This window comes from Paracoccus sp. SSK6 (genome assembly GCF_039770665.1).
GTDB lineage: Bacteria > Pseudomonadota > Alphaproteobacteria > Rhodobacterales > Rhodobacteraceae > Paracoccus.
In genome coordinates this window covers 107,133-128,973 of sequence record NZ_JBDPNJ010000003.1, presented here as the reverse complement: position 1 = coordinate 128,973, position 21,841 = coordinate 107,133, and the positions used below count along the sequence as shown (strand labels likewise).

At 67.4% G+C, this 21,841-nt stretch carries 19 protein-coding genes; 3 read left to right on the top strand and 16 right to left on the bottom strand.

From position 1 onward, the window contains the following. Position 1: 1 nt before the first annotated feature. Together AAIL68_RS03760 and AAIL68_RS03755 are read right to left on the bottom strand one after the other, a co-directional pair. The gene (locus AAIL68_RS03760) at positions 2–1,096 is read right to left on the bottom strand and encodes an FAD-binding protein (RefSeq protein ID WP_347138173.1); all 1,095 of its coding nucleotides are present in this window, start codon (positions 1,094–1,096) and stop codon (positions 2–4) included. Continuing rightward, entirely contained in the window at positions 1,093–2,535 is a 1,443-nt protein-coding gene (locus tag AAIL68_RS03755) for an FAD-linked oxidase C-terminal domain-containing protein (protein ID WP_347138296.1), read from the bottom strand. The genes AAIL68_RS03760 and AAIL68_RS03755 overlap by 4 nt, the downstream gene beginning before the upstream one ends. A 97-nt stretch (positions 2,536–2,632) precedes the next feature. Between AAIL68_RS03755 and AAIL68_RS03750 the strand changes: the two genes are divergently transcribed. Together AAIL68_RS03750 and AAIL68_RS03745 are read left to right on the top strand one after the other, a co-directional pair. Next, complete coding sequence (locus AAIL68_RS03750; protein WP_347138172.1) at positions 2,633–3,409, top strand: FCD domain-containing protein; 777 nt, start codon at positions 2,633–2,635, stop codon at positions 3,407–3,409. A gap of 552 nt (positions 3,410–3,961) precedes the next feature. Then, entirely contained in the window at positions 3,962–4,633 is a 672-nt protein-coding gene (locus AAIL68_RS03745) for a Crp/Fnr family transcriptional regulator (protein WP_347138171.1), read from the top strand. Here the strand turns inward: AAIL68_RS03745 and AAIL68_RS03740 are convergent, their stop codons facing one another. From AAIL68_RS03740 to AAIL68_RS03710, 7 genes are read right to left on the bottom strand one after another with little or no spacing between them, the layout of a single operon-like run. Continuing rightward, complete coding sequence (locus tag AAIL68_RS03740) at positions 4,634–5,803, bottom strand: AMP-binding protein (RefSeq protein ID WP_347138170.1); 1,170 nt, start codon at positions 5,801–5,803, stop codon at positions 4,634–4,636. Positions 5,804–5,812: 9 nt separating this feature from the next. Then, entirely contained in the window at positions 5,813–6,601 is a 789-nt protein-coding gene (locus AAIL68_RS03735; protein ID WP_347138169.1) for an ABC transporter ATP-binding protein, read from the bottom strand. Between the two features lie 4 nt (positions 6,602–6,605). Beyond that, positions 6,606–7,835: an ABC transporter substrate-binding protein gene (locus AAIL68_RS03730; RefSeq protein ID WP_347138167.1), complete on the bottom strand. Its 1,230-nt coding sequence runs from the start codon at positions 7,833–7,835 to the stop codon at positions 6,606–6,608. A 37-nt stretch (positions 7,836–7,872) separates the two neighbouring features. Then, positions 7,873–8,946, bottom strand: a complete 1,074-nt coding sequence (locus tag AAIL68_RS03725) for a branched-chain amino acid ABC transporter permease (RefSeq protein WP_347138165.1) — start codon at positions 8,944–8,946, stop codon at positions 7,873–7,875. A gap of 4 nt (positions 8,947–8,950) precedes the next feature. Beyond that, positions 8,951–9,829 (bottom strand): branched-chain amino acid ABC transporter permease, encoded by an 879-nt coding sequence (locus tag AAIL68_RS03720; protein ID WP_347138163.1) that lies wholly within the window; start codon positions 9,827–9,829, stop codon positions 8,951–8,953. Continuing rightward, complete coding sequence (locus AAIL68_RS03715; protein ID WP_347138162.1) at positions 9,829–11,775, bottom strand: AMP-binding protein; 1,947 nt, start codon at positions 11,773–11,775, stop codon at positions 9,829–9,831. Before AAIL68_RS03715 ends, AAIL68_RS03720 begins: the two co-directional genes overlap by 1 nt. After that, a complete protein-coding gene (locus tag AAIL68_RS03710; protein WP_347138160.1) occupies positions 11,765–12,547 on the bottom strand; it encodes an ABC transporter ATP-binding protein in 783 nt (260 codons plus the stop codon). The genes AAIL68_RS03715 and AAIL68_RS03710 overlap by 11 nt, the downstream gene beginning before the upstream one ends. A gap of 168 nt (positions 12,548–12,715) precedes the next feature. On the opposite strand from AAIL68_RS03710, the gene AAIL68_RS03705 reads away from it, so the two are divergent. Beyond that, complete coding sequence (locus tag AAIL68_RS03705; protein WP_347138158.1) at positions 12,716–13,612, top strand: LysR family transcriptional regulator; 897 nt, start codon at positions 12,716–12,718, stop codon at positions 13,610–13,612. Here AAIL68_RS03705 and AAIL68_RS03700 read toward each other — a convergent pair. From AAIL68_RS03700 to AAIL68_RS03670, 7 genes are read right to left on the bottom strand one after another with little or no spacing between them, the layout of a single operon-like run. Beyond that, positions 13,609–14,391 (bottom strand): SDR family oxidoreductase, encoded by a 783-nt coding sequence (locus tag AAIL68_RS03700; protein ID WP_347138157.1) that lies wholly within the window; start codon positions 14,389–14,391, stop codon positions 13,609–13,611. The genes AAIL68_RS03705 and AAIL68_RS03700 overlap by 4 nt on opposite strands. Further along, positions 14,388–15,203: a DUF296 domain-containing protein gene (locus AAIL68_RS03695; RefSeq protein ID WP_347138155.1), complete on the bottom strand. Its 816-nt coding sequence runs from the start codon at positions 15,201–15,203 to the stop codon at positions 14,388–14,390. The genes AAIL68_RS03700 and AAIL68_RS03695 overlap by 4 nt, the downstream gene beginning before the upstream one ends. Continuing rightward, positions 15,200–16,777, bottom strand: a complete 1,578-nt coding sequence (locus AAIL68_RS03690) for an acyl-CoA synthetase (RefSeq protein ID WP_347138154.1) — start codon at positions 16,775–16,777, stop codon at positions 15,200–15,202. The genes AAIL68_RS03695 and AAIL68_RS03690 overlap by 4 nt, the downstream gene beginning before the upstream one ends. Beyond that, a complete protein-coding gene (locus tag AAIL68_RS03685; protein ID WP_347138153.1) occupies positions 16,774–17,943 on the bottom strand; it encodes an acetyl-CoA acetyltransferase in 1,170 nt (389 codons plus the stop codon). Before AAIL68_RS03685 ends, AAIL68_RS03690 begins: the two co-directional genes overlap by 4 nt. After that, positions 17,940–18,734 carry an IclR family transcriptional regulator gene (locus AAIL68_RS03680; RefSeq protein ID WP_347138152.1) on the bottom strand — a complete coding sequence of 265 codons (795 nt, stop codon included), beginning with the start codon at positions 18,732–18,734 and terminating at the stop codon, positions 17,940–17,942. The genes AAIL68_RS03685 and AAIL68_RS03680 overlap by 4 nt, the downstream gene beginning before the upstream one ends. After that, positions 18,734–19,750 (bottom strand): TRAP transporter substrate-binding protein, encoded by a 1,017-nt coding sequence (locus tag AAIL68_RS03675; RefSeq protein WP_347138151.1) that lies wholly within the window; start codon positions 19,748–19,750, stop codon positions 18,734–18,736. The genes AAIL68_RS03680 and AAIL68_RS03675 overlap by 1 nt, the downstream gene beginning before the upstream one ends. A gap of 32 nt (positions 19,751–19,782) precedes the next feature. After that, positions 19,783–21,660: a TRAP transporter large permease subunit gene (locus tag AAIL68_RS03670; RefSeq protein ID WP_347138150.1), complete on the bottom strand. Its 1,878-nt coding sequence runs from the start codon at positions 21,658–21,660 to the stop codon at positions 19,783–19,785. Between the last annotated feature and the right edge of the window lie 181 nt (positions 21,661–21,841).

Sequence of the window (21,841 nt, the reverse complement as noted above, 5' to 3'; positions counted from 1 at the left end):
CTTACGCGTCCATCAGGCCGGGGTTGAGGATGCCCGCCGGATCGAAGGCCCGCCGCAGCCCGTCCTGCAGGCGCGCGACGGCAGGGGCAAGCGGCGGGAAGGCCGGGCCGGTCGCGCCGCCCCTGCGGACCAGCGTGGCATGGGGGGCAAGGGCGCGCGGATTGCCGGGACCGCGATACCAGATCAGCCCCCCGCTCCAATCCAGCGAACAATCCCCGCCAAGCGCCCGCAGGCTCGCGCTGATGCCCGGCGCATCGGTCGGCTTGCACAGGATCCGCCACAGCGGATCGGTTCCCGCGAAATGCGTCCCGTCGCGGATCGCGGCCCAGGGGGCGTCGTCCCGCACTTCGGGGCGGTGGCCCGACAGCAGCGCCAGCAGCCGGTCGCGGCGATAGGCAAGCTGGCCCTCCAACCCCTCGATCCGCAGGTATGCGGTGCCATCGACATGGGCCGCGCCTGACACTTCGTAAGGCGTGGACAGCGCGGTGGTAAAAATGCGCAGGGCTGTGGCCTCATCGATGCCGGGAAAGGCCAGCGTGGTGCGGGCGGGCAGCAGGGGCAGGGTCTTCAGCACCACCTCGGTCAGCACGGCCAGCGTGCCATGCGACCCGGCCAGCAGCTTGGACAGGTCAAGGCCGGTCACGTTCTTCATCACCCGCCCCCCGTTCTTCAGCACGCGGCCCCGGCCATCTACAAAGCGCACCCCCAGCAGGTGATCGCGGCAGGCGCCCGCCAGAAACCGGCGCGGGCCGGAGGCATTGGCGGCGACCATCCCGCCCAATGTCGGCGTGCCGTTGCTGCCCAAGGTGGCGCGCATGTCGGGCGGCTCGAAGGCCAGGGCCTGGCCCTCGGCTTCCAGCATGGACTGGATCTCGGGTAGGGGGGTACCAGGGCGCGCGATCAGCGTCATCTCGCCCGGCGAATAGGTCACGACGCCGGACAGGCGGGACAGGGACAGGATTTCGCCAGGGGCGCTGTTTTCCACCCGCGTGCCGCCGCCCGCGATGCGCAGCGGCGTGCGGCGGGCGTGGCAGTCGGCCAGGATTTCCGCAAGATTGGCTTCGGAAGCGGGGGCAAGGTCCAGGGCCAAGGTCATTCGGCGGCCCTCGCCCGATGCGCGGCGCTGGCGTCCAGCGGAAAGACCTTGGCGGGGTTCAGCAGCCAGCCGGGGTCGAACACGTCCTTCACCTGCATCTGGATCGCCAGATCGCCGGGGGCATACTGATCGCCCATCAGGTCGCGCTTTTCCACGCCCACGCCATGTTCGCCGGTCAGGCAGCCGCCGACCTCGACACAGAGGCGCAGGATGTCGGCCCCAAAAGCCTCGGCGCGGGCCAGATCGCCCGGCTTGTTGGCGTTGAACAGGATCAGCGGATGCATGTTGCCGTCGCCCGCGTGAAAGACATTGGCGACCTCCAGCCCGTGCTGGCGCGAGAGTTCCCCGATCCGGCGCAGGGTATAGGGCAGTTGCCCCACCGGCACCGTGCCGTCCAGGCAGATGTAATCGCCCAGCCGCCCCATGGCGCCAAAGGCCGACTTGCGGCCCTTCCAGATCGCCAGCGCCTCGTCGGCATTGCGGCTTTCGCGGAACTCGACGGGGTTCAGGGCATCCGCAATGGCGCGGATGCGGGCGATCTGGTCGTCGATCTCGGCCTTCGATCCCTCAACCTCGACGATCAGGACGGCGGGGCAGTCGGGGTATCCGGCCTTGGCAAAGGCCTCGACCGCGCGCAGGCAGGGTTCGTCCATGTATTCGATGGCGACCGGCAGCACGCCGGATCGGATGATGTTGGCCACGCATTCGCCCGCCGTTTCCGCCGAATCAAAGCCGATCAGCACGGGCCGCGCGCCTTCGGGACGGGGCAGGATGCGCAGCGTGGCCTCGGTCACGACGCCAAGCTGGCCCTCGGATCCGCAAAGGATGCCCAGCAGGTCCAGCCCCGCCGGTCCCAGTTCCGGCCCGCCCAGTTCCACGACCTCTCCGCTGGTCAGCACCACGGTCGCGCCCAGCAGGTTGTTGGTCGTCACCCCGTATTTCAGGCAATGCGCCCCGCCCGAATTCATCGCGATATTGCCCGCGATGGTGCAGGCCAATTGCGAGGACGGGTCGGGCGCATAGAAGAAGCCGTATGGTTCAAGCTCGGCGCTGACCGACAGGTTGGTGACGCCCGTCTGGACGCGGATAAAGCGATTGGCGGTATCGATCTCCAGCACCTCGCGCAGGCGCATGGTGCCCAGGATCACGCAATCCGCCGTGGGCAGCGCGCCACCCGCAAGCGACGTGCCCGCCCCGCGCGGCACCACCGGCACGCCCATCTCGCCGCAGATGCGCATGACCGCCGCGACCTCGGCCGTTGAGCGCGGCAGCACCACGGCCAGCGGCGGGCAGCGGTATGCCGTCAGCGCGTCGCATTCATAGGCGCGGGTTTCCTGGCGGTCGTCGATCACCGCGTCCGGGGGCAGCACCGCCCGCAGCGCCGCGACGATCCGGGGCGCCGCTGCGATGACACGCGCATCGGGCGCCGGCATGGCGATGGTCATGGCTCTGCCCTCCCTGGTTCCGGGATTTGGTAAAATAAATTGACCAAGCCTGTCAATTGCGTTGAGATGGGGCGATGACAAGGGCCCTGCCATGACCAACTTTTCCATCCGCCCCGAACGCGCGGCCGAGGCCGTGGCCCGCCATATCGAGACGCTGATCCTGGAAGGCTCGCTTTTCCCCGGCGAAGGGCTGCTGCCGGAACGCGACCTGGCGGCGCGGCTGAACGTCTCGCGCCCCACCCTGCGCGACGGGCTGAAGCTGTTGCAGGATCGCGGGCTGCTGGTGGGCGAAAGGGGGCGCGGCCTGCGGGTGGCGGCCCTGGGCCGGGCGGCGATCACCGATCCGCTTCTGGCGCTTCTGGCCGAACGGCCCGAGGTCGAGGACGACTATCTGGATTTCCGCGATGTCGTGGAAAGCCACGCGGCGGGCTTGGCTGCCGCCCGCGCGACGGATGTGGACCGCGACCGCATCGGTGCCGCGCTTGACGGGATCGAGGCCGCGCATGGCGCCGCCATTCCCGAAGACGAGGCCGAGGCCGACGCCGCCCTGCACCAGGCCATCTACGAGGCCAGCCACAACCTGGTCCTGCTGCAGATCATGCGGGCCTTGTCGGGCAACCTGCGCAGCAACGTGGCGGCGAACCGGGCGCGGATGTTCACCCTGCCGCAGGTCCGCGAGAAGCTGCGCGGCCAGCATCGGGCCATCGGGGCGGCGATCCTGGCCGGCGATGCGGAGGGCGCCCGCGCGGCCGCCCATGCGCATCTGGCCTATCTCCGCCAGGCCGCCCGCGACCTGGCGCGGGCCGAGGCCCATGGCGAAACCGCGCGGCGGCGCCAGTCGAGCGGGGGCCTGGGCCAGCGGCGCTGATTCCGCTGCGGATGCCGATCGGCTGGCAGGTCCGGGCAGGGCCGGTTTGCGGTGGTGATTCTCTTGCGCAGGGGACTGACGGTAAGCCGCCGCCTGAAGGAATCGGTGGGCGAATGCCGACACGGCCCGGCGCTGCCTTCGCACCGGAGGGCAGCCGAACCGCAGAGGGTGACTGGCTGAGGCATCGGCCAAGCCCCTGTCTTCAAGCGGCTTTCCGCGCAGGCCCGAACAGACCCTGCATTCCTTCATGCTTCTTAAAATACAGGCAAATTTTTACGCGGTTCTTGTTTGACCGATCAGAAAAAAATTTCGGCCTTTTTACGCGGCGGAATGTCGCCTGCCTGACACTTCGCTTGCGACAAAAGGTCTATCCCTCATCTTGCGCAGTCGTGGTGCGTAGACATTCCGGGTTCGAGTGCGAGTTCAGGCTATCCCGTCGCATCAGCCGATGCGGTGCCCTTTCGGGCCGGGATAGCCATTTTCGCTGTTTCATCTGCCTTCGCTCTTGGGTTTACTGACAGCCAGCCCAGCTGTTGATGGACCGATTTCGCAATGATCGACCCTTCGGATTACGCCCATCTGTTGGACTCACCGATCCTGTCCGGCCTGTCGCAGGATCAGAAACATGCGCTGCTGGCATCCTGCACGGCGCGCGTCCTGAAGACCCCCACCTATATCCTGCGCCAGGGGGAACCCACGACCGGCAGCTATTTCATCGCCTCGGGCCGGGTCGAGGTGGGCTATGTCGATGCCTCGGGCAACCAGGTGATCGTCCACACCGCCATCGCCGGAGAGATGCTGGGCGAGGTCGAGGCCCTGTCGGGCCGCCCCTGCGCCTGCAGTTGCCGGACGCTGCCCGACACCACCGTGCTGTTCTGCCCGGCCAAGGCGCTTTACGCCCATGTGCCCTCGCAGATCCTGATCCCGAACCTGTGCACCATCCTGCATGACCGGCTGATGCGGGAAAACCGCAACCGGACCGCCGATCATTACTACAACGCCCAGCAGCGAATCCGGCTGTACCTGCGCCAGCTGACCAGCGACGCGGACGATTCGGTGCGCATCAGCCAGTCGCAGCTTGGCGTGGTCATCGGCTGTTCGCGCCAGACGGTGAACCGGATGCTGGGCGAATTGCGCGACGAAGGCATCATCGAACTGGGGCGCAACGCCGTGCGCGTGCTGGACCGCCAGCGGCTGGCCGACGGCGCCCCGGCGGTCGAATGATCAGCGCAGATCGGCGATGACGCGGCCATCATTGGGCAGGCTGCCCGGCGCCACGACTTCGACCGTGCCTTTCAGGCGGGTGATTTCCGCCAGCCTGTCGGCCAGGGCGGCGGCGGCATTGCTGTCCTCATGCTCGACCAGCAGGTGCATCCGGTCCTGTTCGCCCGCGCGGCTGATTTCCAGGCGCAGCCGCTGGCAGCCGGGGACCGCGCGGCCGATGGCGGCGATCTGTTCGGGGCGCACGAACATGCCCTTGACCTTGGTGGCCTGGTCGGCGCGGCCCATCCAGCCCTTGATGCGCCCTTGCCCGTCGGTCGCCGACATGTCGCCCGTGGCGAATCGCAGCAACGGGTAATCCGCATCCAGCCGGGTCACGACGATCTCGCCCACCTCTCCGTTGGGGACCGGATCGCCGGTGCCGGGGCGCACGATTTCCACGATCACCCCGTCGTTCAGCACCATGCCCGGCCCGCCGTCCTCATAAGCCACGATGCCCAGGTCGGCGGTGCCGTAGCATTGGCGGACCGCCACGCCCCGACCTGCCAGTTCCGCGCGCAGGCTGTCGGGCAGGGCCGCGCCCGTGACCATGCCGACTTCCAGACAGGTGCGGTCCAGACCCGCTTCGTCGGCCTTGTCCAGGATGATCTTCAGGAAATCCGGCACGCCCACATAGACTCGCGGGCGATATTGCCGGATCGCCACCAGCTGGTCGGCGGTATTGCCCGGCCCGGCGGGGATGACCGGGCAGCCCAGGGCCTCGGCCCCCGCCTCGAAGATGAAGGCGGCGGGGGTCAGGTGATAGGAAAAGGTGTTGAGGATCACGTCGCCCGGTTGGACGCCTGCCGCCCGCAGGGCCGCCGCCGAGCCCCACCAGTCGGCCCCGCGCCCCTCGGGGTCGAAGATCGGGCCGGGCGAGATGAACAGCCGCCGCAGCCCCGCGACCGCCCCCCCGGTCAACCCGCCGAAGGGCGCGTTCCTGGCCTGCATCTCCACCAGATCCGACTTGCGCAGCACCGGCAGCGCGGCCAGATCGGCCAGGCTGTTCAGCGGCGTCGCCGGCAGATCCGCCCAATGGGCTTGGGTTTCGCGCATCCGCGCCAGTTGCGCATTCAGGCGGGCAAGCGGGCTCCCCTCGCGGGTGTCGCGGTCAAGGTCGGGATCGGCGGTCATGGGCTTTCCTCAGGCCAGCCAGCGCTTGCGCCGGCGATAGTGTTTGACGTTGCGGTAGTCGGTATGCTCCGCCCCGCCCAGATAGAAGTCCTGCACGTCGGGGTTCGACTTCAGCACCTCGGCCGAACCGGACATGACGACCTGTCCCTGTTCGATCAGATAGGCGCGGCTGACGATGTCCAGCGTTGCCGCCGCGTTCTGTTCGACCAGCAGGACCGACAGCCCCTCGCGGGCGTTGATCTCGCCGATGATGCCGAAGATTTCCTGCACCAGCAGCGGCGACAGGCCCAGGGAGGGTTCGTCCAGCATGATGAGCTTCGGCTCCGTCATCAGCGCCCGGCCGATGGCCAGCATCTGCTGTTCGCCCCCCGACAGGTAGCCCGCCTTGGACTTGATCCGCTCCTTGAGGCGCGGGAAATAGGCATAGACCTGTTCGCGCAGTTCGTTGAACCGGCTGATGCTGCGCCCGCGATAGGCCGCGACCAGGTTTTCGTCCGGCGTCAGGTGGCCGAAGATGCGCCGGCCTTCCAGCACATGGACCAGCCCCCCCGCCACCCGTTCGGGCGCCCCCAGGTTCAGGATGGAGCGGTCGCCAAAGCGGATCTCTCCGCGCGTGACTAGCCCGCGCTCGGGGCCAAGCAGCCCCGAGATGGATTTCAGCGTCGTCGATTTGCCCGCGCCGTTCGATCCCAGAAGGGCGACCATCTCTCCCTCGCCCACCTCCAGCGAGACGCCCTTGATGGCCAGGAAGACCTTGTCATAGATCACCTCGACGTTTTCCAGGATCAGCGCGGGCATGGCGTCAGTGCCCCGCCTTGTAGTCGGCGGCCGATTTCTCGATCACGCTGCGGACCAGGTCGGGATAGGCCGCGTGCCAGTCGGAAACCGGCACCCATTTCTCGCCATCCCATTCCGACACCCGGCCCGCGCCGCCGCCCTGGTGGTCTTCGGCGGTATAGGTGACGGGGGGCATCAGCCCTTCGGCGTCAAAGCCCGCGATCTTCTCGAAGCCCGCCTTCAGCGAATCTCCGGTCAGCGGCTGGCCGCCCTCCATGCCCAGGCGCGCGGCCTCGACCGCGACGGCCATGGTGGCGACGCCCAGGTTGTAATAGCTGTTGCCGACATTGGCTTCCTCGCCCGAGCCCTTGCCCGCCGCGATCACCTTTTCCTGGATCCGCTGAATGATCGGGTGGTCGGTGCCCGATGCCGTGGCCTCGAAGCGCTTCACTCCCTTCATGGCCGGGCCGACATTGGCGGCGTCGGTTTCGGCCAGCCAGATCACCGAATGGATCTGTTCGGGGCGGATGCCGTTCTGGATGGCGGTCTTGACCGACACGGCCTGCCCGCCGCCCGCGCCCCAGATCAGGACGTAATCGGGGCGATAGCGCCGCACCTCGGACCAGGCCGCCGACTGTTCGTTGCCGGGCGACGCATAGGGGAAGGCCTGGAACTCGAACTTTTCCTGTTCGGACAGCGCCTGCAGGATCGGGCCGGGCTCGCGCCCGAAGGGGCTGTCGATATGGACGATGGCGATCTTCTTGCCCTCAAGCCCGCCATTGTTCTTCATATGCTCGATCAGGTTGGCGGCCTGCGCCCAATAGGTCGCGAACATCGGGAAGACGTAAGGAAAGACCGTGCCGTCGGATGCGTCGCCCCGGCCATGGGCGGGGGTGATGACGATGTTCTTGTCGGCCTGCGCCTGGTCCAGGATCGCGGCGGAAACCGGCGTGGACAGGAAGTCGAACAGGATCGCGCCTTCCTCCTTGGCGCGGTTATAGGCCTCGATCCCGCGCTGCGGCTGGTTGCCGGTGTCGCGGACGATGGCGGTGACGGTATTGCTCTCGCCCAGGGTGCCCTCGGCGTTCACAAGGGCCAGATAGTCCTGCTGGCCCTGGTTATACTGCCCGGTCACGAAGGTATAAACCGCCGTGAAATCCTGCAGCAGCCCGAACTTGACATCCTCGGCCGCCACGGGGGCCGACAGCCCGGCCACCAGGGCGGTCGTCAGCGCCAGCTTGCGCAGAAAGGTCATGTGTCTTCCTCCCATTATTGCCCCCTCCCCAGGGGTTTCAGCTTCTGGCGTGGCGGAACGGCCAGACCAGGAAATACTTGCGGATGTTGTCATAGATCTTGGCCAGCCCCAGCGGCTCCAGCAGCAGGAAGCCGATGATCATCGCGCCGTAGATCATCAGGGGCAGGTGCGACAAAAAGTTCTGGCTGACCGGCACCCAGCCGCTTGCTGCCAGCGACGACACGAGATTCGTCAGGAAGATCGGCGCCAGCAGCACGAAGCCTGCGCCCAGCCAGGATCCGATCACCGATCCCAGGCCCCCCACCAGCACCATGGCGACAAGCTGGATGGACACGTTAAAGCCGAACTGTTCCGGCGTCACCGCGCGATAGAAGCAGAAGGCTAGGATCGCGCCCGTCACCCCGCCCATGAAGGACGATGTGAAGAAGGCCATCAGCTTGGTGCGGAACGGATCGACCCCGATCACGGCGGCGGCGAAGTCCTTGTCGCGGATGGCGACCAGGGCGCGGCCGAAGGAGGTGCGCTTGACGTTCATGAAGAACACCGTCAGCAGCACCGCCCAGGCCAGTGCCAGCCAGTAACGGGATGCGAGGCTTTCGATGGGGAAGAACAGGAAGCTGACCGCAGGCGTCCGCAGCGTGGCGTGTGCCCCGCCCGAAATGGCGGGCACGTTCACCACGACCCAATCGACCAGATACTGCATCGCCAGCGTGGCCATGACCAGGTAAAGCCCCTTCACCCGCAGCGCCGCACCCCCGAAGACCGCGCCGATCACGGCGGCGATCAGGCCCGACAGCAGCAGCGCCAGTTCGAACGGCACGCCCGCCCGGACCAGGTGGATCGAGGCATAGGCCCCGATCGCCATCACGGCGGCAAAGCCGAAATGCAACTGCCCCGCCAGCCCCATCAGCAGCGTCAGCGACAGCGCCGCCGCCGACCAGATCACCCAAGGCAGCACATAGCTGCCGAGATAGAGCGGCGAGACATAGAGCGGCGCCAGAGCCGCCAGGACCAGCAGCGCGATCACCAGCCAGCGGTCCGTAGGGATCTTCCACAGCTTGCGGTCGGCCTGGTAGCTGGTGTGATAGGTGCCCGAGAGGCGATAGAACATGGCGTCAGATCCTCTCGATGTCTTCCCGGCCGAAGATGCCGAAGGGGCGGACCATGATGGTCAGCAGGATGATCAGGGACGTGACCACATCGCGCGTCGATCCGCCCGCGATGCTGTCGAGGTATCCGGGGATGACGGTGCCCAGCACGCCCACCAGGATGCCGCCCACGACGACGCCGGGAACGCTGTCCACGCCCCCTAGGATCACCACGGCGACGGCGGGGAACAGCAGCGTGGATAAGGTCCAGTCCACCCCCTGCGACGATCCCCAGAGCGCCCCCGCGACCACGGCGGCGATGCCCGCCAGACCCCAGGAGATGCCGATGGCGCGCTCGACCGAGATGCCGACCGCCCAGCTTGAGACATGGTCGTCCGACACCGCGCGCAGCTTGGTCCCCAGCCTCGTGCGGAAGAACAGCAGCGATGCGCCGACCAGCAGCAGTGCGACGATGCCGCCGTAAAGCGAGGTGCGGTTGATGAACACGTCGCCGATGATGATGGGGGCAAAGTCGATGCCCAGGTCGATGGGCTTCGGCGTCGATCCCAGGATGCCCGGCACCAGCCCGCGCAGCAGGATCTCCAGCCCCAGGGTCAGCATGACGACCATGATGACCGGCTGTCCGACCATGCGGCGCAGCAGCAGGCGTTCCACGACCAGGCCGAAGCCGAACATGATCGCGGCGGCGACGGGGATGGCGATCCAGACGTTCAGGCCCCAGGACATGACCAGCCAGACGGCGTAACCGGCGGTCATCACCAGGGCGCCCTGGGCCAGGTTCGGCACGCCCGCCGACTTGTAGATCAGCACGAAGCCAAGCGCGACCAGCGAATACATCAGCCCGGTCAGCGCGCCGCTGATGAGCAGTTCCAGGAAATATGCCATCACGCAGCCTCCACGTCGGACAGCCGCAGAACCCGGTCCAGCGATCCGGTCTGGCCGTTTTCATAGGTGATCCGGGCCTTGAAGTCGATTTCGCCTGCCCCCGCGTTCAGCGCCTCGATGATCGGGCCGTATCGGTCGTCGATCACGTTGCGCTTGAGTTTCCGGGTGCGCGTGACCTCTCCGTCGTCGGGGTCGAATTCCTTGTGCAGGTTGACGAAGCGCGCGACCGACAGCCCGTGCGGCAGATGCGCGTTCACATCGGCGATCTGGCCCGCGATCAGGTCATAGATGCGCGGCTGCTGCGACAGTTCGGCATAGGAGGTATAGGACACGCCATGTTCCTGCGCCCATTGCCCGACCGCCTGGAAGTCGATGCAGACGATTGCCACCAGCATGTCGCGGCCCTGGCCGATCACCGCCGCGTCCTTGATGTAGGGGCTGAATTTCAGCCGGTTCTCGATATAGGTCGGAATGAAGCGGGTGCCGTCGCGCTTTTCCACCACCTCGGACACGCGGCCCAGCACGACAAGCTGGCCGTCCGGTTCGATCTGGCCGGCGTCGCCCGTGTGCAGCCAGCCGTCCTGCAAGGCCTCGGCCGATGCCTTGGGGTTCTGGAAATAGCCGTCGAAGATGTTATCCCCGCGCAGCAGGATCTCTCCATGCTCGTCGATCTTCATCTCGACGCCGGGGAAGGGGCGGCCCACGGTGGTCAGCGAGATATCCTCGGGCTTCTGGGCCACGGCCAGGGCGCAGTTTTCCGTCTGGCCATAGAACTGGCGAAGGTTCAACCCGATGGCGCGGAACCACAGGAACACGTCCTCGCCGATCGCCTCGCCCGCGGTATAGGCGCGCTTCACGCGGCCCAGGCCCAACTGGTCGCGGATGGGCCCATAGATCAGCCATTCCCCCAGGAACCGCGTCAGCCCGCCGCCGACCGGCTTGCCGTCCAGCCGGGCGCGTTCCGCCTCCATCGCGCGGGGCATGAACCAGTCGTAAAGCCTGCGCTTCAACCCGGTGGTTTCCGCGATCCCCACCTGCACCCGCGTCAGCATCGCCGACCACGCGCGGGGCGAGGCGAAATAGAGCGTCGGCGCCATTTCCCGCAGGTCGTGCAAGGCGGTCTCGTTCGCCTCGGGGATGTTGACGGTGAAGCGCAACTCCATCGCCGCGCCGACCGAGAAGATGAAATCGCCCACCCAGGCCATGGGCAGATAGGCCATGTGGACCTCGCCCTGCTGGAAATATCCGGCGGCGGCGGCGTTGCGGACGCCCGACAGGACATGACCGTGCTTCAGGGGAATGCCCTTGGGCGCGCCGGTGGTGCCGGACGAATGCATCAGGACCACGGTGTCGTGGATGGTGGACCGCTGGATCAGGGCCTGCGCCAGACCCGGATCGGCCTTGAGCCGCGCGGCACCTTCGGCCCGGATCGCGTCGAACCCCGCCACGCCCGCAGGTTCGCGCCCCGCCAGACCGCGCGGATCGTCATAGATCACCAGATCCAGATGCTGCCAGCGGCCTTTGGCCTCCAGCATCTTGTCCACCTGCTCCTGATCCTCGGCCACGGCCACGCGGATATCCTCGCGCTCCATCTGCGCGGCCAGTTCCTCGGTCGGGGCATCGGCATAGGCGGGCGAGGGGATGGCGCGCAGGCAGACCGCGCCCAGCATCGCGAAATACAGGTTCGGGCGGTTGTCGCCGATGACCATCACCACGTCGCCGGGCTTCACGCCGCGCGCTTCCAGCCCGGCGGCGAATTCCACCACGGCGCGCAGGTAATCGGCCCAGCTATATTCCTGCCAGATCCCCCGGTCGCGTTCGCGAAGGGCGACCTGGTCCGGCACCTCGGCCGCGTTCTGCGCCAGACGCGCCAGGATCGTGTCCTCGTCGCGCCAGTTCGGATGCAGGGCCCTGGCCTGCGCCATCATCGCGGGATCATGCTGCATGGCGGGGCTTTCCGATATAGGCCTCGACCACGCGGGGATCGGCGATGGTCTCGCGCGACGGGCCCTGGGCGATTTCCTGGCCGTTGTTCAGCACCAGCACCCGGTCGCACAGCGCGGTCACGACATCCATGTGGTGTTCGATGATCAGCACCGTCAGGCCCAAGGCGTCCTGTGCGTCCAGGATGAAGCGGACCATGTATTCCTTTTCCTCCTGGTTCATGCCCGCCATCGGCTCGTCCAGGACCAGCAGCTTGGGTTCGGCGCACAAGGCGCGGGCCAGTTCCACCCGCTTTTGCAGGCCCAGGGGAATCACATCGACATGTTCGTCGCGCGCGGGCGCCAGTTGCAGAAGGTCGATCACCTCCTCGACATGGCGCCGATGCGCGACCTCCTCCTTCTGCGCCCACCAGGGATAGAAGAAGGACGCCAAGGGGTTCGGCTTCATGAAGATGTGCCGCCCCATCAGGATGTTGTCCAGGACCGACATCCCGTGGAACAGCGCGACGTTCTGGAAGGTGCGCGCCACCCCCATTCCGGCGATGCGAAACGGCTTCAGCCCGTTGATCTGCCGCCCGTCCAGCGTGATGCGGCCTTCCTGCGGCGGATAAAATCCGGTGATGGCGTTGACCAGCGTGGTCTTGCCAGACCCGTTCGGCCCGACTAGGCCAAAGATCTCGCCCCGGTTCACGGCGACCGAGACGTTCTTCAGCGCGACGACACCGCCAAAGCGGCGGACGACATTGTCGCAGACAAGGACATGATCGCCGTTCATGCGGGCCAAGGCCCGTTCAGTCCGCGCATAGCCTGTCCTCCCAAACAGTCCTGCCCAAACGCTGCCCCGGACCGGCTCCTCCTCCGGTCCCGAACAAGGAAAGGCTAGCATCGGATCCGTTTTTCGGTAAACCGAAAAGAATGGCAAAACCCTTTCGGGATTTTTGAAATGCATCCGAACCTGGTCGATCATCTGCGCGCCTTCTGCGCCATCGCCGACACGGGCAGCCTGACCGCGGCGGCCAGAGAATTGCGTCGCCCGATCTCATCCGTCAGCTATTCGCTGGCGCAACTGGAAAGCCAATGCGGCTTTCCCCTGCTGGGGCGCGGGTCCAACCGGGCGGAGCTGACCGAGCGCGGCCGCGTCCTGCTGGCCGAGGCGCGCAGCGTCGTCGAACGCGCCCGCAGCTTTGCCACCCATGCCCAATCGCTGGAAAAGGGCGAGGAAACGCGCCTGCGCGTGCTGGTCGATGTGCTGTTCCCGCGCGCCGACCTGAACCGGGCGCTGCGAGCCTTTGCCGCCGATCACCCCCATGCGCGCTTCCAGTTCTTCAACTCGTCCCTGGCGACGCTGTGGGACGACCTGCGCGCAGGCAACTTCGACTTCGCCCTGACGCTGGCCGCCGCCATCCCGTCGGACATCGCCGCCCGCCACCTGGGGTCCGAGACGCTGGGCCCGGTCTGCGCCGCAAGCCACCGGCTGGCCGGGTTGCCGCAGCCGCTGGCCATGCGCGCCTTCGACCGGGAACGCCAGATCTATTACGTCGGATCGCCGCAGATCGACATGGAACGGGTGGGGCGGCTGTTTTCAACCGATGTCTGGACGGTGAACGATGTCGAATCCATCAAGTCGATGGTCGCGGCGGGCCTTGGCTGGTGCTTTTCCGCATCCCGCACCTTCGAGGCCGAGATCGCGCGGGGCGAGGTCAGGCGCCTTGTCTGCGAGGACATGCAGTTCCACCCGGTCCGCACCGTGGTGGTGGCCTGGCCCGCGCATCGCCGCCCCGGCCCGCTGGGACAGGCGATGATCGAGGCGTTGACGGGCGCGATGCGGCCCTTGCCCTAGACCTCCCGCGCGGTCCCGTCCTCGCGCCGCAGGGCAGGCAGGCCCACGCCGGTCGCGTCAAACCCGCCATCCACGGCAAGCGTCTGGCCCGACACGAAGCTGGCCTTGTCGGAACACAGGAAGACGATGGCCTCGGCGATCTCGCGCGCCTCGCCGTATCGGTTCAGCGGGATCGCGTCGTAATAGGCGCTGATGATTTCCGGCGCGTGGACGGCCATGGCCAGCTTGGTCTTGACCGGGCCGGGGGCCACGCAGTTGACGCGGATGCCCTGTTCGCCCAGTTCGGCGGCGAACTGCTTGGTCAGGTGGATCACGGCGGCCTTGGACGTGCCATAGGCCACCCGCAGCGTCGAGGCCCTGAGGCCGGAAATCGAGGCGATGTTGACGATGGCGCCCTTAGTCTTGGCCAGTTCCGGGATCGCCGCCTGGGTGCAGAGGAACACGCCGTCCAGGTTCGTGGCCATCACCTCTCGCCATTGCTCGAAGCTGGTCTGGTTCGCGCGGGAAAACAGCGCCACGCCCGCGTTGTTGACCAGGGCATCGACGCGGCCCCACTGGCCCACGACCGTGCGGATCACGCCATCGACGCTTTGCGGGTCGGAAATGTCGGCTTCGACGGGCAGGACGTTTTCCATGGGGTCGCAGGCGCGGTGCAATTCCTCGGTATCGCGGTCCACCACGGCGACGCGCCAGCCCTGTTCCAGGAAGATTTCGGTCGCGGCAAGGCCGATGCCCCGGCAGCCCCCGGTCACGATGGCGACTTTGGCGTCCTGCGTCATGTGTCTGTCCTTTCGATCAGCAGTTCCAGCGTCACGCCGACCGGGTTCGTCCCGCGTTCCAGCGTGCCGCGCATGATGGTGCCCGCGATGTCCACGACCTCGATCGGGACGGTGGCACGGCCTTGGGTCAGGGTGGCGCCGTCCAGCCGCAATTCGGTGGCGTGGCAGCCCATCCGGCTGCCGTCCGTGAAGCGGATATGGTCGATGCTGCCGACGCCGTGCAGGCGGGCATTGGCGATGCCGTGGCGGGCGGCAAGCGCTTCGATGGCCGTGATCACATCCTCGCCGGGCAGGATGCGGGCCAGCAGGCTTGTGCCGGTGCCGGTGCCTTGCGGAGTGAACAGGGTGAAGGCGGTTTCCGCGTCCGGCAGCGCCTCGAACCAGGCATCCGGGGCGCCGATGCCATGGACGCGGGCATCCGACGCCAGAACGCTGTCGAAGGGCAGCAGGTGCCCCATCGTTCCCGCCCATGTCCCATGGCAATGCAGGAACGGCGCGCCGTCTTTCCAGCCGACCGTGGCCGTCGCGCGCCCGATGGTGACCGGCCCGTCCGGCGCATGGGTGCCGGAATACCAGGCCGCATGGATGCCGTCGGTCGAAGGCGCGGGCAGGACATAGCGCATCGGATCGCAGGTCACGCCGTCCAGCCAGACCACGCCGCCCTTGCAGCCGTTCTGCGCGAACAGGTCGCCGACCCCTGCCATGACCGTCTGCCCCGCTTGCAGAACCCCGGAAATGGGCCGCAGATCGGCGCGCACCGCCGTCGCCCGTTCCACCGCGCGCGGGCCGGGATGGATCATCCGCTGCATCATGCGATCATGCCGCGGGCTTCCAGTTCCTCGCGGATCATCTTCTTGGTGATCTTGCCATAGGCCGATTTCGGCAGGCTGTCCCAGAACAGGAACCGCTTGGGCATCTTGTAGCGCGACAGCTTCCCGTCCAGGAAGGCGGACAACTCCTCCTCGGCCACGGGTCCGTTCGCCACGCAGACCGCCCAGCCGATCTCGCCCCACAGGGGGTCGGGGATGCCCAGCACCGCGACCTCGTTGATGGCGGGGTGGGTGAGGATCTTTTCCTCGATCTCTCGCGGATAGACGTTGGACCCGCCCGAGATGAACATGTCCGACTGCCGCCCGGTGATATAGACGAAGCCCTGTTCGTCCATGTGCCCCAGATCGCCGGTGCGGAACCAGCCGTCGCGGAAGGACTTCGCGTTCGCCTCGGGGTTCCGGTAATAGCCCGCGAAGACGGCGGGGCCGATGCAGCAGATCTCGCCCGTCTCGCCCGGCGCGACCTCATGGCCGTTGTCGTCCTGGATCTGGATCTCGATCCCCGTGCGGGCGTAACCACAGGTGCCGATGCGGGCCTGGGGGCCGTCCTCGGCCTGGTGCAGATGGGCGGGCAGCACGGTGATGTTGCCGGTCACCTCGCCCAGGCCGAAATACTGGACCAGCACGGGGCCAAGGGTCTGCAACGCCTTCTGCTGGTCCACCCGGTACATCGGCGCACCGGCATAGATGACATAGCGCAGCGACGACGTATCCGCCTCGGCGGTCGAGGGATGTTCGACCAGCAGCTTCAGGATCGTCGGCACCGTGAACATGGTGGAGACGCGCCAGTCGCGGACCAGATCCCAGACCTGCGCCACGTCGAAGCGTTCGGTCGGCAGCAGGATCGTCTTCACCCCCCGCGCCACCTGGGTCAGCTGATGCACCCCCGCGCCATGCGAGAGCGGCGCCACCACCAGCGAGGCATCGTTCGCCGTCAGCCCCGGCATCAGGTCGGCCAAGTGGTTCGTCACCACGAAGGCCATCTGGCCGTGGGTCAGGACCGACGCCTTGGGCCGGCCCGTGGTGCCCGAGGTGAAGAAGAACCAGCAGGGATCGTCGCGGTCCACCACTGCTGTCTGCGGGCGTTCCCCCATGTGGTCGGCGGTGACCGCGGTCACGTCCGGCCCGAAATCCGCCGTTCCAAAAGCCAGCGTCGTCACGCCGCAGGCCGCCGCGTGGTCGGGGAAACTGGCGTTGCAGAACATCAGCGTGGCACCCGAGGCCTGCGTCAGATAGGCCACCTCCTCGGGCGTCTGGCGGAAATTGGCGGGCACCCAGACCCCGCCCGCGCGCCAGACCGCGAACATCGCCTGCATCATCTCCATGCAGTTCTGCGACTGGCACATCACCCGGTCGCCCTTCTGCAAGCCGAAGCGGGTCTGCAGGGCATAGGCCAAGGCATCGGTGCGGGCGTTCCACTGGCCCCAAGTCCAGCGGGCATCGCCCATGACCAGGGCGATGCCGTCCGGGTCGCGCCGGGCGGCCTGCGCCAGGAAAGTGGCAAGGTTCATCACGCGGGTGGACACCGGGGCCAGCCCGCCAACGGGATCGGTCATTTCTCGCGTTCCAGGATCGAGCAGTAGTTGGCGACGGCGGTGCCGCCCATGTTGAAGACACCCGCCAGCGTGGCGCCGGGCACCTGCATCGCGCCCGCATCTCCGGTCAGCTGCATCGCGGCCATCACATGCTGGCTGACGCCCGTCGCACCGATGGGATGGCCGCGCGACTTCAGCCCGCCCGAGGGGTTCACGGGCAGCTTGCCATCCATGCGCGTCACACCGTCGCGGATCACGCGCCAGCCCTGGCCGCGCGGGGCAAGGCCCATGGCCTCGTATTCGATCATCTCGGCGGTGGTGAAGCAGTCGTGGGTTTCGACCAGCGACAGGTCGGTGATCGCCAGCCCCGCCTGGTCCAGCGCGGACCGCCAGACGCGATGCGCGCCTGCGAACTCGGTCGGGTCGCGGCGCGACAGGGCCAGCATGTCGCCCGCCTGCGCGCGGGCGCGGAAGCGGATGGCGCGGGTCAGGGTTTCCGCCACCTCGGGCGCGGCCAGGACGATGGCCGCCGCGCCATCGGAGACCAGCGAGCAATCGGTGCGCCGCAGCGGCCCCGCGACCAGCGGGTTCTTGTCGGACGGCGTGTTGCAGAAGGCCAGGTCAAAGGCCTTCTGCATATGGGCATAGGGATTGCGGGTGCCGTTGTCATGGTTCTTGGCGGCGATCATCGCCAGTTCCTCGGACCGATCACCGTTCTGCTGGAAATAGCTGTCGGTGATGCGCCCGAAGACGCCCGCGAAGCCGCCGGGGGTGTCGCCCTCCTCGGCGACATAGCTTGCCGTCAGCAGGATGCCGCCCACATCGGCGATGGGGGTGGCGGTCATCTTCTCGGCCCCGATCACCAGGGCCACCTTGCCGCGGCCCGAGGCGATGAAATCGGCCGCCGCATAAAGCGCCGCCGATCCCGTGGCGCAGGCGTTTTCCGTGCGCATGAAGGGCACGCCCGCCAGTTCCGGGCTGCCCATGGCGACAAGCGCGCCCTGGAAATCCTGGCGCTGGAAGCCGTTGTTGTAGACGCCGGTGAAGATGCCATCGACGGCATCGGCGGTCAGCCCCGCGTGTTCCAGCGCGGGCAGCGCGACCTCGGCCATCAGGGCCAGGGTGTCGGGCGCCTCGGCCTTGCCGAATTTCGTATGCGCCCATCCGACGATCAGGGGATCGGTCATGCCTTCCTCCGTTGCGGGTCAAGTTCGGCAAGGCGTTGGGCGATCAGCCCGGCCTCGCGGTGAAGCGCGGCAACCAGGTCGGCCTGCCGCGCCGGGGTCATGCGGTTTTCGATGGCGGCGATGGAAAGCGCGCCCGCCGGGCGCCCGTCCGGCCAGGGGATCGCCACGCCCAGGCCCCAGGATCCCGCCACGATGCGGCCGGGGTTCAGGGCATGGCCATGGGCGCGGGCATGGGCCAGATCCTTCAGCAGGCCCGGCATCAATTCGCTCACCAGAGGCGCGACCCTTGCCAGCAGCGCATCGGCCTCGGGGGCCGGCAGGGCAGCCAGGATCGCCATGGCGCCCGCGCCGACGCCCGCGGGCTTGCGGTCGCCGCGCATCAGGGCATGGGTGCGGACGGGGAAACCGCCCTCGATCCGCTCCAGGCACAGGGTATGGTCGTCCTGCGGCACGGTCAGCAGCACCGTGTCTCCGGTCTCATGGGCCAGCCGCTCCATCGCGTCGCGGGCGTGGTGCAGGATGCCGTGGCGTTCGGCGGCAAAGCCCGCCAGCAGATAGGTTTCCGGCCCCAGATGATAGCGGCGCGTCACCCGGTCCTGTTCGACCAGCCGCGCCGCGCCAAGTGCCAGCAGCAGCCGCCGCACCGTGGGCCGCGCCAGGCCCGAGGCGCTTGCCAACTGCGCCAGCCCCAGCCCTTGCGCGCCGCCCCGCCCGACCAGCGACAGCAGCGACAGCGCACGCGCCACCGCCTGCGTGCCGCCGGTGTCCGCAGGGGCGGCGCCGTCGCGCATCAGGCAAGCTGCCTGCCGATGGCGGCTTCCAGGATGCCCCAGGCCTCGTCGCCATAGGTCTTCTTCCATTCGGCATAGAAGCCCGCCTCGCGCAGCTTCGCCTCGAAGGCTGTGGGATCGACATCGTTGAAGACGAAGCCGTTGGTTTCCAGATCGGTCTTCAGGGTCTTGTTCATCTCGGCGATGTCGGCGCGCTGCTTGACGGCGGCGGCGTTGAAGTTCTCGGCCACGACGGCCTGCACATCCTCGGGCAGGGCGCCCCAGGCGCGGCGGTTGCCCAGCATCCAGAAGCCGTCCCACATGTGGTTGGTCATGGAGCAGTACTTCTGCACCTCCCACAGTTTCGCGACCTTCATGATCGCCAGCGGGTTTTCCTGCCCGTCCACGATGCCGGTCTGCAGGGCGGTATAGACCTCGGCGAAGTTGATGGATGCCGGGGCCGAGCCGAAGGCCGTGAAGAGCGAGGTCCAGAGCGGGCTGACCGGCACGCGGATCTTGAAGCCCTCCAGGTCGGCGGGCGTCGTGATGGGCTTCGTGGAGGAGGTGATCTGACGGAAGCCGTTATCCCATATCTTCTCCATCACCACCAGGCCCGCGCCCTCGATCTGGCTGCGGGCATAGGCACCCAGCTCACCATCCATGGCCTTCCAGACGGTGTCATAGTCGTGGAAGGCAAAGCCCACGCCGTTGATGGATGCGTTCGGGACCAGCGTGGACAGGATCACGGGCGACAGCTGGAAGAATTCCACCCCGCCCGACCGCAACTGGCCCAGCACGTCGGTATCCGCGCCCAGCTGGTTCGACGGGAAGATCTGCAGGTCGAACCGCCCGCCGGTGGCTTCCAGGATGGCCTTCTGCGCCTCGGCCAGGCGAACGTTGCTGGGATGGTCCAGCGGCTGGTTGTTGGCCACCTTGTAGCTGAACTCGGCGGCCATCGCGGGCCGGACCCGGATGAACGGGGTGGCAAGCGCGCCGGCGGCGGCGCCCAACAGGATATTGCGGCGGGTGATGCTCATGAAACTCCTCCTCCCAAGGATGTCAGCAACGATTACAGCAGCGCGGTCGAGAACCAGGGTACGGCGGCAATGGCCAGCAGGCCCACCATCAGCGCGGCCAGATAGGGCCAGATCTTCGCCATGACCTGTTCGGCAGGCACGTTGGCGATCTTGCAGGCGATATAGAAGCCGATGCCGATGGGCGGGGCCATCAGGCCGATGTTCATGGCCGTGACGATCACCATGGCGTAATGGATGTCGTGGATACCGAGGCCGCGCGCGATGGGGAACATGATCGGCGCCAGCAGCACGATGGCGGGCAGGCCCTCCAGCACGCAGCCCAGCACCAGGAAGATCGCGATGGATGCCAGCATGAAGACCAGCCAGCCGCCGGGCAGGCCCGTGACCAGCACCATCAGGTCGCGCGCGAAGCCCGATTGCGTCAGCGCCCAGGCCATGGCGGACGCCGCGCCCAGGATCAGCAGGATCGCCCCCGACATGGCGGCGGTTTCGACCAGCATCGTGCCTGTGCGACGCAGGGGAATGCCGCCATAGAGCACCGCGCCGATGATGAAGGCGTAAAGGGTGGCGATGGTCGAAACCTCGGTCGCGGTGGCGACGCCGCCGCCGACAAGGCTGCGGATCATGAAGGGCAGCACCAGGGCGGGGGCGGCGATCAGCGCGGTCTTGCCGATCACGGACAGCGGTGCGCGGCGCACCCCCTCCATCCGCTCGCCCCGCGCCTTCCAGCGGGCAAGGATCGCCAGCACGATCAGCAGCACCATGGCGATGGCAAAGCCGCTGGTGAACAGCCCGGCGATCGACACGCCCGCGACCGATCCCAGCACGATCAGCACGATCGAGGGCGGCACGGTATCGGCCATGGCCGCCCCCGTCGCCAGCAGCGCGGTCATTTCCGGCGCGGAATGGCCCCGGCGGCGCATCTCGGGGAACAGCGCGGGGGCGACGGTCGCCATGTCCGAGACCTTGGACCCGGAAATGCCCGACACCAGGAACATGGATCCCAGCAGCACATAGCTCATCCCCGCCTTCACATGGCCGAACATGGATGCGAGAAAGCTGACGATGGCCCGGCCCATGCCGGTCGCGTCCAGAATGCAGCCCAGCAGCACGAAGACCGGCACCGACAGCAGGATCAGCGAGGACATGCCCTCGTCGATGCGGCCCATCATCACGAAGACCGGCGCACTGGTGGCGAAGGTCAGGTAGCCCAGCGTGGCAAGCGCGAAGCAGAAGGCGATGGGCACCCCCACGACCAGCAGCCCGCCCGCGAAGAGGCCCAGGAACAGCGGCAGGTTCCAGTTGCCAAGCGCCAGCACGGCGGGCCTGGAAAACCACAGCGCGGCACCGATGGCGCCCGCCAGCACCAGCGTGCCCAGGATCGTGCCCCATTCCCGCGTGCGGATCACCGACAGCACCATCAGCAGCGCCATCAGCCCGATGCCCGCAGGCAGGGCCGATGCGCGCCAGGACATCGGCAGCCCCAGCGCGGGCGAGGTGACGAAGGATTCCTCATAGGCGTATTCGACGGCGACGGGGAACAGCCGGACCAGCAGCACGCAGACCAGCACGCTGCCCGCGATCTCCAGCACGCGGGCCAGGCGTTCGGGCAGCAGCGGCAGGAACACCGTCAGCTTCATGTGTTCGTGCCGGTCCACGGCCAGGGCCGCGCCCAGCATCGCCATCCAGATGAAGCTGATGGAGGCGACCTCGTCCCCCCAGATCAGCGGCTTGGTCAGCACATATCGGAAAAAGACATTGGCCAGCACCGTGACGATCATCACCACCAGCAGGGCGGCGGCGGCGATTTCCACCGGGCGCATCCAGGCCTCGGCCCGCTTCGGCTCGGCCAGGGCCTCGATCCCGCCAAGCGCCAGTTCGGCATCGGCATGCGCATCCGTCTGGTGCATCGTCATCCCCCTTGTCGGCGGCAACGGCCTCCTCTTGCCGCGCCTCGCGTCCACATCGTGGATGCAGTTTCGCCCCCGCATGGAAGGGATAGAGGCGAGAAAACCCTTCTGGCAACAAAAAATTTTCCGAACGTGCAAAATTTGCCTTCATGCGCGGGCAGGCTTCGCGTCATTTCCGTTT